The organism is Pseudorhodoferax sp. Leaf274, from assembly GCF_001422445.1.
Lineage (GTDB): Bacteria > Pseudomonadota > Gammaproteobacteria > Burkholderiales > Burkholderiaceae_C > Pseudorhodoferax.
This window is the reverse complement of record NZ_LMNA01000012.1, coordinates 471,232-483,770: the sequence shown is the minus strand read 5'-3', so window position 1 is coordinate 483,770 and position 12,539 is coordinate 471,232. Positions and strand designations below refer to the sequence as shown.

Below are 12,539 nucleotides of genomic sequence, written 5' to 3'. Positions count from 1 at the left end.
TCACTTCACCTCGAAGCGTGCGACGTTGTTCTTGGCGATGGCGCGCAGGTCGCGGGTCTCGCCGCGCACCTGCACCTCGACCGCGTCGATGCGGCCGATCACCACCGCCAGCGGCGGGGTGCCGGTGGCGGTCACGGTCTCGCCAGCGACGAGGCTGCGGCGCAAGGGCGTGGCGCCGGTGGCATCGGTCACCTGGACCCAGGTTTCGCTCCTGGCGATGAATTGCAGCAGCGCGGCTGGCGCAGCCACGGCGGCCGAGGCCGGCGCAGCAGGGGCGGTGGCCACCGGGGCCGGGTCTGCCACGGTCGGCGCGGTTGCGGCTGCGGGCTCCGCCGGCGTCGCGCTCTCGGTCACGGTGCTCGGCGCGCCCATGGGGGTGGCGGCGGACCCGGTCTCGGCATCGGGCTGGCCACCGCCCATGCCGGGCCACAGGTAGATCGCCAATGCGCCCAGCAGCAGCACGGCCACCACCCACATCGCCGGGCTCGGGCTGCCGCGCAGCGCGGAACTGCCCGACGCCGCGGCGCCTGGCTCGAACCGCGCGTTGATGGCCGGCGGCGACACCGCCCTGCGATCGCCCGCGATGCCGGGCATCAGGTCGAGCACCGGCTTGGGATCGACCTTGAGGCCGCGGCAGATGCTGGCGGCCAACCCGCGCGCGAACGTCGGGTCGGGCAACAGGTCGATGCGGCCGGCCTCCAGCGCCTCCAGCTTCTTGACCGGCACCTTCAACGCGACGGCCAGCGCCTCCACATGCAGGCCGGCCTGTTCGCGCGCCTGGCGCAGCATGGCGCCAGCGCGCTGCGCGCCGCTGGTGGCTTGTTCGGAAGGCGGCGGTGCCACGTCGGGGGAAAGGTTGTTGTCACTCATCGAAAGCTTGGCGCTCCAGAGCCATGTACTCGCGGGACTGCGCAAAACGGTTGCGCAATTGCGTGCCCAGTTGCTCGACAGCCTGGCGGTTGCCCAGGCTGCGCTCGACCTTGATGCCCAGCCACAGGGACTCGGCGTTGGCGTATTCGCTGTTGTTGATGCGGCGGATGTAGAACTGCGCGCGCTGTGCGTCGCCGCGCCTGAGCAGCAGCTGCGCCAGGTTGTAGCCGGTGATCGGATTGGCCGGGTCGAGCTCGTACGAACGCAGGAAGCTGCGCTCGGCCTCGCCCGCCTGGCCGGCCTGCTGCTGGCACATGCCCTGCGCAAGCCAGGTCTTGGCCTTGTCGGCATAGGTCAGGTTCTCCAGCGCCACGGCGAACTGCGCCATGGCCTGGTCGTAGCGGCCCTGCTGGCACAGCAGCCAGCCGTAATTGTGGGCCGTACCCGGCTCGCGCGGGCTCAGGCGCTGGGCCTGGCGGAAGCTCTCCTCGGCCAGTGCGAGGTCGTTCAGCCGCATGTAGACCAGCCCGCGCAGGTTGAAGGCTTCGGCGAAGCCGGGATCGGTCGCCAGCGCGAGCTTGACCTCCTCCAGCGCCACGTTGGTCTGGCCCTGGTCGAAGTAGCGCGACGCCAGCTCGAGCCGGACGCGGGCACGCTTGCGCACGTCCGACTCCTCGGACGGGATCACCACGCCGGAAGGATCCGTGCCCCGCACGCCGGCAGGCGCAGTGCAGCCGGACAGCAGCGCGGCGCCGGACAGGGCCAGGCCGGTGAGGCACAGGGCCATCGTGCTGCCCGGCAGGCACGTCGTCATGCGCATCGGTCAGTCTCCCTGCGGCGGTGCCGCGACGACCTGCAGCGGCACCTGGCGTTGCAGCGCGATGCGCTGGGTCACCCGCGTGCGGTCCTTCACGTCGCCGGCCAACTGGCCGCAGGCGGCGTCGATGTCGTCGCCGCGCGTCTTGCGCACGGTGGTGACGAGGCCGGCATCGAGCAGCAGCTTGGCGAACGCGCTGACCTGCGGCGCGGGCGAGCGCTTGAGGCCGGACGCCGGGAACGGGTTGAACGGAATTAGGTTGAGCTTGCACCAGACGCCGTCGGTACGGTAGCGCTCGACCAGCGCGATCAGCTCGCGCGCATGCTCGGGTTGGTCGTTGACGCCATCGAGCATGCAGTATTCGAAGGTGATGAAGTCGCGCGGCGCATGCGCGAGGTAACGCTGGCAGGCGCCCATCAGTTCGTCGAGCGGGTACTTGCGGTTGAGCGGCACGAGCTTGTCGCGCAGCGCATCGTTCGGCGCATGCAGCGACACGGCCAGCGCCACCGGGCAATCCTGGCCGAGCCGGTCGATCATCGGCACCACTCCCGAGGTGGACACCGTCACACGGCGGCGCGACAGGCCGTAGCCGTGGTCGTCCAGCATCACGCGCAGCGCGGGCACCAGGGCCGTGTAGTTCTGCAGCGGCTCGCCCATGCCCATCATCACCACGTTGGAGATGACACGCTCGGCCACGCCCAGGTGCTTGCGCAGGAAGTGCTCGGCGAACCACAGCTGGGCCAGGATCTCGCCGGTCGTGAGGTTGCGGCTGAAGCCCTGGTGGCCCGTGGAACAGAAACGGCAGCCCACGGCGCAGCCGGCCTGCGAGGAGATGCACAGCGTGCCGCGGTCGTCCTCGGGGATGAACACCGCCTCGACCGCGTCGCCTGCACCCACGTCGAACAGCCACTTGACGGTGCCGTCCTGCGAGATGTGCTGGGTGATGACGGGCAGCGCCGTGACCTGCGCGGCGCCCTCGAGCTTGCCGCGCAGTGACTTGGCCAGATCGCTCATCTGGTGGAAGTCGCTGGCGCCGCGCTGGTGGATCCATCGGAACAGCTGGGTGGCGCGAAAACGCTTCTCGCCCAGGCGCTCACAAAAGGCGGCGAGGCCGTCGAGGTCGAACTCCAGCAGGTTGACGGCGGGGGCGTTCACGCGCGTGCCCCCGCCGCGCTCAGCCCGCGCCGGCGACGACCCCGAGCGGGGTGGCAAGGCGCGGGATGCAGCATGTCAGCGTGCGTAGACGTTCAGGCCCGGGAAGAAGAAGGCGACTTCGACCTGGGCGGTTTCGGCAGCGTCCGAGCCGTGCACGGCGTTGGCGTCGATGCTGTCGGCGAAGTCGGCGCGGATGGTGCCGGCGGCGGCCTTCTTCGGGTCGGTGGCGCCCATCAGGTCACGGTTCTTCAGGATGGCGTTCTCGCCTTCCAGCACCTGGATCATGACGGGGCCCGAGATCATGAAATCGACCAGGTCCTTGAAGAAGGGACGCTCCTTGTGCACGCCGTAGAACTGCTCGGCTTCGGCGCGCGACAGTTGCACCAGGCGGGCAGCGGCGATCTTCAAGCCGGCGGCCTCGAAACGGGCGTAGATCTGGCCGATGACGTTCTTGGCGACGGCGTCGGGCTTGATGATGGAGAGGGTGCGTTCGAGAGCCATTTTTGTAGTGTCCTTGGAATGGGGCCGCGAGGCCTTGGATTGCTTGGAGATCGGTTGAGGATCGTTGGGGAAAAGGGAATGCGCCAGAGCGCGCAAAGCCCGTGATTTTAGCCCGTGCCGCCATCTGTATTCGAAAGCTGCGCACGCGCCAGGGAAATGCGGGGCGTCAGCGCCCCCGGCCGCCACGGCGCTGGGGTCCGCCACCACCGCCACCACCACCGCCGCGGCGCTGCTGGCCCTGGCGCTGGCGCGTGAAGCTGTCGGCGCCGATGTAGCCGAAAGAGGTTTTCATCGGATCGGGCTGCGCGCCGCTGCCGCCGCCTCCGCCCACATCGCGCGGCGGACGGCGCTGCCCACCTGGCGTGCTGACAGTCAGCGGATTGGGGATCGGCCCTTCGGAGCGGTTGCCCCCCTCGCGGCGCGCCCCGGCATTGCCGCCACCAGCCGGATTGGGACCGCCGCGCTTGTTGCGCCCACCGCCATTGCCGCGCGGCTGCGCGGGCGAGCCGCCCTCGCCCCCGCCGCCGCCCTGGCGCTGCCCGCCACGCGCGTTGCGGCCGCCGCCACGCCGGTCGGGGGCCTGGCTGCGGCCGCCCGCTCCGCGCGCGGCTTGCGGCTGGGGTGCCTGGGCGCCGGCGGCGCGCATCAGTGCCTGGATGTCCCGCGTGTCCAGCTCCAGCGAGGCGCCGCGCTTGAGGCCGCGCGGCAGCAGCATGGCGCCGTAGCGGATGCGGATCAGCCGGCTCACCGCGTGGCCCACGGCCTCGAACATGCGCCGCACCTCGCGGTTGCGGCCTTCGGAGATCGTGACGCGGTACCAGCAGTTGGAGCCCTCGCCGCCGCCGTCCTCGATGCTGCCGAACTGCGCCTGCCCGTCGTCCAGGTGGACGCCGTCGAGCAGGCGCTGCTTTTCCTCGTTGCTGAGCGCACCCAGCACGCGCACCGCGTACTCACGCTCCAGGCCGAAGCGCGGGTGCATGAGCTTGTTGGCCAGTTCGCCCGAGTTGGTGAACAGCAGCAGGCCTTCGGTGTTGAGGTCCAGCCGGCCGACCGACTGCCACTTGCCCTGGAACAGCTTGGGCAGCTTGCGGAACACCGTGGGCCGGTTCTGCGGGTCGTCGTGCGTGACGACTTCGCCGGTCGGCTTATGGTAGGCGATCACCCGCGGCGGAGGCGCGTCGATCCGCACGCGGATCGGCTTGCCGTTGACCTTGATCTGGTCGCCGTACTGGATGCGCTGGCCGATGTGGGCCGGCTCGTTGTTGACGGAGATGCGGCCTTCGGTGATGAGCTGCTCCATCTCCAGGCGCGAGCCGAGGCCGGCCTGCGCGAGGATCTTGTGCAGCTTGGGGGTCTCGGGCTGGGGCAGCAGCACGCGCTTGGGCGGCGCGAGGTCGGAGGCTTCCTCGTCCTCGTCGAAACGGCCGGACACCACGTCGGCGAAGCGGCTGTCGGCCGGATCTGCGTCGGGTGGGTTGCCGGACTCAGGCGCGGTTTCGCCCTGCGGTGCGGTGGACTCGCCCGCGCCAGCCGATTCGGTCGATTCGGCAGGTGCCGCAGGCACGGCCGCCTCGGCGTGCTCGCCGCTGTCTTCGTCTTCGGGCGCGGTGCCGGGAATGTCGTTCATGGGCTGGGATCCGCTGGTTCGGACGTTGCGCGGGATGCGCCGTCGTCGGGGTTCGTTTCGGGAGAGGGTTCGGGAGGTGTGGAGGGCGCGCCGGTGTCTTCGACCGGCTCCACCTCGTCGATGGGCAGGGCCGCCTGTGCCGGATCGGCCGCGGCCAGGGCCGCCATCAGCTGCGCGCGCTGGGCCGGATCGTCGGCCACGGGCAACTGGTCGAGCGATTCCAGCCCCAGGTCGTCCAGGAACTGGCGCGTGGTGGCGAACAGGGCCGGACGGCCCACGGTCTCGCGGTGGCCGATCACCTCGACCCAGCCGCGGTCTTCCAGCTGCTTGAGCACCTGGGCATTGATGCTGACGCCACGGATGTCCTCCATGTCGCCCCGCGTCGCAGGCTGGCGGTAGGCAATGATGGCCAGCGTCTCCAGCGCAGCGCGCGTGTAGCGCGGCGGCTTTTCGGGGTGCAGCCGGTCCAGGTAGGCACGCATCGCGGGCCGGCTCTGGAAGCGCCAGCCCGAGGACACGCTGACCAATTCCAGGCCACGCTGCGCCCACTCCAGCTGCAGCTCGGCCAGCAGGGTCTTGATGGTGTCGGCACCCAGCACGTCGTCGAACAGCACGCGCAACTCGCGCACAGGCAAGGGCTGCGGCGAGCACATCAATGCCGCTTCGAGGACATGCTTGGCCTCTGCCGAATTCATGGCTGCTTACGGTTCCGGGATAAGCACCGGGGCGGTGCGGGCACGGATGCGTCTGGGTGACTGGGTCGCCGCCTCGGCGAGCGCATCGGGCGTGGATTCTGGCATTCGCGCTGCTGGCCTTCGATTCAGGCGGCGTGCGCGGTCACGGATTGTAGCGCAGGCCCCATGCGGCCAAGGCCTCGCGCAGGTCCTCCGGCAGGGGCGCGAACAGCTCGACCGGCGCACCCGTCATCGGGTGCACGAACGCGAGCCGGAAGGCGTGCAGTGCCTGGCGCGCCAGCCCGGCGGCGGGTGCCCCGCCGTACAGGGTGTCGCCCACCAAGGGATGGCCGAGCGAGGCGGCGTGCACGCGGATCTGGTGCGTGCGACCGGTGTGCAGCGTGCAGCGCAGCCAGCAGCCCTGCTCCGCCTGCGCCAGGCAGTCGAAATCGGTGCGGGCGGTCTTGCCCGCCTCGCGCGCGAGGTCCACGACCGCCATGCGCAGCCGGTTGCGCGGATCGCGGCCGATCGGCGCGTCCACCGTGCGCTGCGCCGGTCCGGTCCAGGGCCTGTGCGCCAGCGCCAGGTACTGGCGGCTGACGGCGCGCTGCGCGATCAGCCCGACCAGCGCATCCATGCAGGCGCGCGTGCGCGCCACCACCATGAGGCCGCTGGTGTCCTTGTCCAGCCGGTGCACGATGCCGGCGCGCGGCAGCGTCGCCGCAGCCGGGTCCAGCGCCAGCAGGCCATTGAGCAAGGTGCCGCTCCAGTTGCCTGGCGCGGGATGCACGACCAGGCCCGCGGGCTTGTGGACCACGCGCAGGTGCGCGTCCTCGTAGACCGTGTCCAGCGCCATGGCCTGGGCGACGAAGGCCTGGCTTTGCTGGGTGGGCCGCAGCTCCACCTGCAAGGCATCGCCCACGTGCACGCGCATGGCGCTCTTGCGCACAGGCCGGCCGTTCAACTGCACGGCATCGGCCTCGATCAATTGCTGCAGGTAGCTGCGCGAAAACTCCGACACGAGCGCTGCCAACGCCCGGTCGAGCCGCTGGCCATGCAGGGCGGTGTCCACCACCGCCTGGCGCAGCTCCACCTCCGCGGCCAAGCCCTGCAGGTCCTCGGGGCCTTCCGCCCCGGCGTCGCCGTGGGGGTCGGTCGATATAATTGCTGCCGCTTCTTTCAAGGGATCTGCCCGTGTTCCATCGCTCCAAATTATCGGCGCTCGCGCCATTGCTGCTGGCCGCGGCCTTGGCGGGCTGCGCGACCAAGTCGGTAGACGAGACCGCGAACTGGAGCCCGAACCGCATCTACTCCGAGGCCAAGGAAGAGCTCAGTGCGGGCGGCTACGAACGCGCGATCACGCTGTTCGAGAAGCTCGAAGGCCGCGCCGCCGGCACGCCCTTGGCCCAGCAGGCCCAGCTGGAAAAGGCCTACGCGTACCACAAGTCGAACGAGCAGGCCCAGGCCATCGCCACGCTCGACCGCTTCATCAAGCTGCACCCTGCCAGCCCCGCGCTGGACTACGCGCTGTACCTGAAGGGCATCGTCAACTTCAACGAGAACATGGGCATGTTCGCTTTCATCAGCCGGCAGGACCTGTCCGAGCGCGACCAGAAGGCGGCGAAGGATTCGTTCGAGGCCTTCAAGGAGCTGGTGACGCGCTTTCCCGACTCGCGCTACACGCCCGATGCGCGCCAGCGCATGAACTACATCGTCAACTCGCTGGCGCAGTACGAAGTGCACGTGGCGCGCTACTACTACACGCGCGGCGCCTACGTGGCCGCCATCAACCGCGCCCAGATCGCGCTGGCCGATTACCGTGAAGTGCCGGCCCTGGAAGAAGCGCTGTACATCATCTACAGGAGCTACGAAGCCCTCGGCATGACCCAGTTGCGCGACGACGCACGCCGCGTGCTGGAGACCAACTACCCGCAGAGCGCCTATGTGCAGCGCGGCGGCTTCAAGCCGAAGGACGATCCGTGGTGGAAGGTCTGGTGACGGCCGGTTCGGCCAGTTCTTCCAGCGCCTGCAGGAACTCGGCTTCGTCCTGCAGCTGACGCATGGGTGGCAGCGCCGCGCGCAGCCGCTTGCCATAGCCCATCTGCACCAGCCGCGCATCGCCCACGACCAGCACGCCGCGGTCGCTCTCGCGGCGGATCAGCCGCCCGGCGCCCTGCTTGAGCGCAACCGCGGCCTCGGCCAGGAAATACTCCTTGAAGGCGCTCCCGCCGGCCTGCTCGATCTGCTGGGCCCGTGCTTCGACCAAGGGGTCATTCGGTGGCGGAAAGGGCAGCTTGTCGATGACCACCAGCTGCAGCGCATCGCCCGGCACATCCACGCCCTCCCAGAACGATGCCGAAGCCACCAGCACGCAGCCGGCGCCGCCGCCCTGCCCGCCTTCGCGGAACCGGTCGAGGATGCGCTGGCGCGCCATCTGGCCCTGCACGAGCACGTCGAGCTGCCCCTGCAGTTGCCCCTGCAGCGCCTGGCCGATGGTGCGCAGGGCGCGCAGCGTGGTGGTGAGCACCAGTGTGCGGCCGCCCAGCCGCAGGGCTGCGTCGGCAACCAGCGCGGCGACGGCACCGCCATGGGCGGCATCCGCCGGCCTGGGTAGCGTGCGCGGGACGTACAAGGCCGCCTGGCGGGCGTAGTCGAACGGACTGTCCACGCGCAGGATCTCGGCTTCCTCCAGCCCGCAGGGCTCGGTGAACCAGCGCAGCGCGGCATCGTCGCCCAGCGTGGCCGAGGTGAACACATAAGCGCGGCCTGGCTGCTGCGCCAGTTGGGCCCGCAGGGCGGCGCCGATGCTCAACGGCGCCTCGACCAGCCGCAGCTGCAGGCCCACATCCACCCAGCGCACCACATCGCCCACCCCTGCCGCCGCGAACTGCGCGACACGCTCGGCCAAGGCACCCGCCCGCGCGTGCAAGCGCGCGAGGTCGGGCGACATGTCCGCCACGCCATCCAGCCAGCCGCTCACGCGCAGCAGCGCCGCGGCCAGCTTCTGCAGGGCCTCGGACCATTCGGCGGCATCGAGCCCATCGGGCGCCGGACCGATCCAGCGCAGCTGCGTGCCGGGCGCGGCCGGGCCGGCCAGCATGCGCAGGTCGCGTGCGCTGCGCTCCACCGGTTCCAGTTCGGCCTGCCAGTCGACCAGCCCGCCGGCAAGTGGCCGCACGGTGGCCAGCGCGTCGCGCACGAAGTCCAGCAACTGGCCCGTGCCCAGCTGACGCCCGAGGAACTGCAGGCCGGTTTCGTTGAGCTGGTGCGCCTCGTCGAAGATCGCCACACGCACCGTGGGCAGCAGTTCGGCCATGCCCGATTCACGCACTGCCAGATCGGCGAAGAACAGGTGGTGGTTGACCACCACCACGTCGGCGGCCATCGCCTCGCGCCGCGCGCGGTAGACATGGCAGCCCTGGAAATCCGGGCAGTCGCCGCCCAGGCAATTCTCGCGCGTGGAACTGACCAGCGGCGTCACGGGCGAACGCTCGTCCAGGCCCGCGAGCTCGGCCAGATCGCCGGTTCGGGTGGCCGTCGCCCAATGCTGGACCGCCGTCAGCGTGCGCCATGCCGCGGTCTCCTCACGGGCCAGCGCCTGGCCCGCCTGCCGCATGCGGTGCAGGCACAGGTAGCTGCCACGCCCCTTGAGCAGGGCCGCGCGCAGCGCCAGGCCCAGCGCGTCGCGCAGACGCGGCAGGTCGCGGCCGAACAGCTGGTCCTGCAATGTCTTGGTGGCGGTGGACACCAGCACGCGCTCGCCGCTCAGCAGCGCCGGCACGAGGTAGGAGAAGGTCTTGCCGACGCCGGTGCCCGCCTCCACGACCAGCGCACCGCCGTGCACGATGGTGCGGGCCACTGCCTCTGCCATGTCGATCTGGCCCTGGCGTGGCCTGTAGTGGTCGGCAGCCCGGGCCAGCACGCCGTCTGCAGCGAAGGCGGCGCGCACCTGCTGGACCAGCGCCGGCTCTGCGGCACCGGTCGATGGGTTCACGCCGGCTCCTTGGGATCGAGCTGCCACTCCAGCCGCGCGATGCGGTCCCGCAACGCGAGGCGGCGCTTCTTCAGGCGCTGCACCAGCAGCTCGTCGACGGGGGTGGCATGGGCCATGCGGTCGACGAGGGCGTCGAGGTCGGCATGCTCGATGCGCAGCTCGATCAGCTGGCGTTCGGGAGAGTGGAGATTGGCGGACAAGATGACAGCCGGCGCGCAAGGGACATGCGCCGGATCGTTTGATAATACGCGCTCGTTTCAACGCCCTCCGCTACCCCACGATGCCCCAGCCGCTCCCCCAAGGATTCCGGATCAGCGCCGCGACCGGCATCCACAAAGGTGATCGGCAATACCAGCAAGACCAGGTGGTGCTGATGCAGCACCCGCGCGCCCAGGGTTGCCTGCTCGGCGTGGTGGCCGACGGCATGGGCGGCCGCAGCGGCGGGCGCGAAGCGGCCGACCAGGTGCTGCTGACGGCGCGCCAGCTGTTCGAACGCTTCGACCCCGTCGGCGACGACGGCGCAGCGCTGCTGCGCAGCATGGTCGCGCAGGCGCACATGGTCATCAAGCTGACGGCCATCTCCGCCGAGCAGGAGCCCCACAGCACGATCGCCGCGTTCCTCGTGTTGCCCAAGGGCGAATGCCTGTGGGCCCATGTCGGCGACTCGCGCATCTACCACTTCCACCAAGGCCGCCTGATCCACCGCACACGCGACCACTCGTACGTGCAGACGCTGGTGGACCGCGGCGAGTTGAGCGAAGAGCAGGCGCGTGTGCATCCCGACTCCAACATCCTCATCGGCTGCCTGGGCAGCGAGGCAGACCCGCCACTGGGCGAGCACCGCACGCAGCTCGCGGCCGGCGACGTCATCCTGGCCTGCAGCGATGGGGTGTGGCACTACTTCAACGACGCCGAACTCGGCGTCTTGCTGTCCGCGGTGTCGCCGCGCGATGCGACCGAACTGCTGGTGGAGAAGGCGCGCTCGCGTTCGCGCGGCGGTGGCGACAACCTGTCACTGGTGGTGGTCGGTATCTCGCCGCTCGAAGACTGACCCCCGATGACCGGCCTGCAACGCGCGCCACACACCCTGCAGCCCCCCTCCATGCCACTGCCAGACGGGCTGAGCGCTGTGCTCGACGCCCTGCCCGCCGGCGTGGCCTGGCTGCACGAGCTGCGCGTCCAGTATTGCAACGCCACGTTCGCCGGCATGCTGGGGCACGCGGTGCAGGATCTCCTCGGCCTGTCCTCGCGCGCATGGCATGCGGACGACACGTTGTGGGCCGGGGTGGAGCGCCGCTGCGCCGCCGCGCTCCTGGCGGGCCAGGTGTTCGAGGAAGCGCTGACGCTGCAGCGCCAGGACGGCAGCGCGCTGCGCTGCCACGCGCGGGTGCGCCCCTTGCACGCCGGCCGCCCCGAAGCCGGCACGGTCTGGCTGCTGACCGAGGCCAGCCAGCCCACGGACCGCAGCGACGCACTGCAGCAACAGGTACAAGCACTGCAGGAACAGGTCGCCCAATATGCCGAGAACGCCGCGCGCGCCCGGCGCCAGGCCGACATCGACGAGTTGACCAACCTGCCCAACCGCATGCTGCTGGCACGCGACGCGGCGCAGGCCATCGCGCAGGCGCAGGCCGGCCACAAGCCGCTGGCCGTGCTGTATTTGGACCTGGACCGCTTCAAGTACGTCAACGACTCGCTGGGCCACCGCGTCGGCGACCAGCTTCTGGTTGCGCTGGCGCAGCGCCTGCGTTCTGCGGTGCGCGAGCGTGACCTGGTTGCCCGCGTGGGCGGCGACGAATTCATGCTCGTGCTGCCCGATACCGACGTGCACGGCGCAGCCCATGTGGCCGACAAGCTCATGGTGCGCACCGCGCCCGTCTACGACATCGCGCAGCGCGAACTCAGCATCACCTCTTCCATCGGCATCGCGATATATCCGCAGGATGGGGAAGACTTCGACATGCTCACGCAACGCGCCGATGCCGCCGTCCACCAGGCCAAGCGCACCGGCGGCAGCGTCTACCGCTTCTTCACACCCGCCATGCAGAACGAGGCGGTGCGTGCGCTGGCGATGGAGAACGCGCTGCGCCGCGCACTGGAGCGCCAGCAGTTCTCGCTGGCCTTCCAGCCCATGGTGGACCTGCGCAGTGGCCAGGTGACCGGCGTCGAGGCGTTGCTGCGCTGGCGCCACCCGGAACTGGGCAACGTCTCCCCGGCGGAGTTCATTCCGCTGGCCGAAGCCTGCGGCCTGATCGGCACGCTCGGCGAATGGGCGCTGCGCAACGCGGCCTTCCAGCTCAAGGCCTGGCGCGACCGCGGCCTGCCGGCCCTGACCATGGCGGTCAACCTGTCGGCCATGCAACTGCAACAGAGCGAGCTGCCCGCGCTGATCGACAGCGTGCTGCACGAAGCCGGTCTCACGCCGCGAGACCTGGAACTGGAGCTGACCGAAGGCGCGGCCATGCAAGACCCGCAGCGTGCGATTGCCGTGCTGCAGGCGCTGCACCAACGCGGCGTGCGCGTGTCGATCGATGACTTCGGCACCGGCCACTCGTCGCTGAGCTACCTCAAGCGCTTGCAGGCCGACAAGCTCAAGATCGACCAGTCGTTTGTGCGCGACATCGGCGTCGATGCGGACGACCGCGCCATCGTCGCGGCCATCATCCACATGGCCAGCAGCCTGGGCCTGCAGACCATCGCCGAAGGGGTGGAGACCGAGGCCCAGCTGCGCTTCCTGCGCCAGCAGGGCTGCGACGAGGCCCAGGGCTATCTGTTCAGCCGGCCGCTGTCGGCCGCCCAGCTCGAAGCCTTCGTGCGCGACCTGCAGCAGCCCTGATCGCAGGGCGGCTGCCCTCGCCGGCAATGCAGGCCTCGCAAAGCCGCCCCGACCGTTGCCAACTT

12 protein-coding genes are annotated in these 12,539 nt (G+C 70.2%); 3 read left to right on the top strand and 9 right to left on the bottom strand.

The window, feature by feature from the left end:
* The 7 genes from ASF44_RS16270 to ASF44_RS16240 form a co-directional block, all read right to left on the bottom strand.
* A complete protein-coding gene (locus ASF44_RS16270; RefSeq protein WP_056900249.1) occupies window positions 1–870 on the bottom strand; it encodes a RodZ domain-containing protein in 870 nt (289 codons plus the stop codon).
* The gene (gene pilW / locus ASF44_RS16265; protein ID WP_369820932.1) at window positions 863–1,684 is read right to left on the bottom strand and encodes a type IV pilus biogenesis/stability protein PilW; all 822 of its coding nucleotides are present in this window, start codon (window positions 1,682–1,684) and stop codon (window positions 863–865) included. Before pilW ends, ASF44_RS16270 begins: the two co-directional genes overlap by 8 nt.
* A 9-nt stretch (window positions 1,685–1,693) precedes the next feature.
* Complete coding sequence (rlmN, locus tag ASF44_RS16260; protein ID WP_056900247.1) at window positions 1,694–2,842, bottom strand: 23S rRNA (adenine(2503)-C(2))-methyltransferase RlmN; 1,149 nt, start codon at window positions 2,840–2,842, stop codon at window positions 1,694–1,696.
* Between the two features lie 75 nt (window positions 2,843–2,917).
* Window positions 2,918–3,343, bottom strand: coding sequence for a nucleoside-diphosphate kinase (gene ndk, locus ASF44_RS16255; RefSeq protein ID WP_056900246.1), 426 nt, complete (start codon window positions 3,341–3,343; stop codon window positions 2,918–2,920).
* A 166-nt stretch (window positions 3,344–3,509) separates the two neighbouring features.
* The gene (locus ASF44_RS16250; RefSeq protein WP_082524802.1) at window positions 3,510–4,970 is read right to left on the bottom strand and encodes a pseudouridine synthase; all 1,461 of its coding nucleotides are present in this window, start codon (window positions 4,968–4,970) and stop codon (window positions 3,510–3,512) included.
* Window positions 4,967–5,665: an SMC-Scp complex subunit ScpB gene (gene scpB, locus ASF44_RS16245; protein ID WP_056900245.1), complete on the bottom strand. Its 699-nt coding sequence runs from the start codon at window positions 5,663–5,665 to the stop codon at window positions 4,967–4,969. Before scpB ends, ASF44_RS16250 begins: the two co-directional genes overlap by 4 nt.
* A gap of 142 nt (window positions 5,666–5,807) precedes the next feature.
* Window positions 5,808–6,827: an RluA family pseudouridine synthase gene (locus ASF44_RS16240; protein ID WP_369820929.1), complete on the bottom strand. Its 1,020-nt coding sequence runs from the start codon at window positions 6,825–6,827 to the stop codon at window positions 5,808–5,810.
* Window positions 6,828–6,838: 11 nt separating this feature from the next.
* On the opposite strand from ASF44_RS16240, the gene ASF44_RS16235 reads away from it, so the two are divergent.
* Complete coding sequence (locus ASF44_RS16235; protein ID WP_056900244.1) at window positions 6,839–7,642, top strand: outer membrane protein assembly factor BamD; 804 nt, start codon at window positions 6,839–6,841, stop codon at window positions 7,640–7,642.
* On the opposite strand, the gene ASF44_RS16230 is transcribed toward ASF44_RS16235, so the two are convergent.
* Both ASF44_RS16230 and ASF44_RS16225 read right to left on the bottom strand, forming a co-directional pair.
* Window positions 7,605–9,515: an ATP-dependent DNA helicase gene (locus ASF44_RS16230; RefSeq protein WP_082524820.1), complete on the bottom strand. Its 1,911-nt coding sequence runs from the start codon at window positions 9,513–9,515 to the stop codon at window positions 7,605–7,607. The genes ASF44_RS16235 and ASF44_RS16230 overlap by 38 nt on opposite strands.
* 119 nt (window positions 9,516–9,634) lie before the next feature.
* Window positions 9,635–9,838 (bottom strand): YdcH family protein, encoded by a 204-nt coding sequence (locus ASF44_RS16225; protein ID WP_056900243.1) that lies wholly within the window; start codon window positions 9,836–9,838, stop codon window positions 9,635–9,637.
* Window positions 9,839–9,918: 80 nt separating this feature from the next.
* Between ASF44_RS16225 and ASF44_RS16220 the strand changes: the two genes are divergently transcribed.
* Both ASF44_RS16220 and ASF44_RS16215 read left to right on the top strand, forming a co-directional pair.
* Complete coding sequence (locus tag ASF44_RS16220; protein ID WP_056900242.1) at window positions 9,919–10,689, top strand: PP2C family serine/threonine-protein phosphatase; 771 nt, start codon at window positions 9,919–9,921, stop codon at window positions 10,687–10,689.
* A gap of 51 nt (window positions 10,690–10,740) precedes the next feature.
* Window positions 10,741–12,474 (top strand): GGDEF and EAL domain-containing protein, encoded by a 1,734-nt coding sequence (locus ASF44_RS16215; protein WP_162243820.1) that lies wholly within the window; start codon window positions 10,741–10,743, stop codon window positions 12,472–12,474.
* Window positions 12,475–12,539: the final 65 nt, after the last annotated feature.

Excerpts from the sequence above, each read along its gene's own strand:
- ASF44_RS16215 (WP_162243820.1), top strand. The coding sequence starts at position 10,741 with ATGCCACTGCCAGACGGGCTGAGCGCTGTGCTCGACGCCCTGCCCGCC.
- pilW (WP_369820932.1), bottom strand. The coding sequence starts at position 1,684 with ATGACGACGTGCCTGCCGGGCAGCACGATGGCCCTGTGCCTCACCGGC.
- ASF44_RS16230 (WP_082524820.1), bottom strand. The coding sequence starts at position 9,515 with ATGGCAGAGGCAGTGGCCCGCACCATCGTGCACGGCGGTGCGCTGGTC.
- ASF44_RS16220 (WP_056900242.1), top strand. The coding sequence starts at position 9,919 with ATGCCCCAGCCGCTCCCCCAAGGATTCCGGATCAGCGCCGCGACCGGC.
- ASF44_RS16270 (WP_056900249.1), bottom strand. The coding sequence starts at position 870 with ATGAGTGACAACAACCTTTCCCCCGACGTGGCACCGCCGCCTTCCGAA.
- scpB (WP_056900245.1), bottom strand. The coding sequence starts at position 5,665 with ATGAATTCGGCAGAGGCCAAGCATGTCCTCGAAGCGGCATTGATGTGC.
- ndk (WP_056900246.1), bottom strand. The coding sequence starts at position 3,343 with ATGGCTCTCGAACGCACCCTCTCCATCATCAAGCCCGACGCCGTCGCC.
- ASF44_RS16250 (WP_082524802.1), bottom strand. The coding sequence starts at position 4,970 with ATGAACGACATTCCCGGCACCGCGCCCGAAGACGAAGACAGCGGCGAG.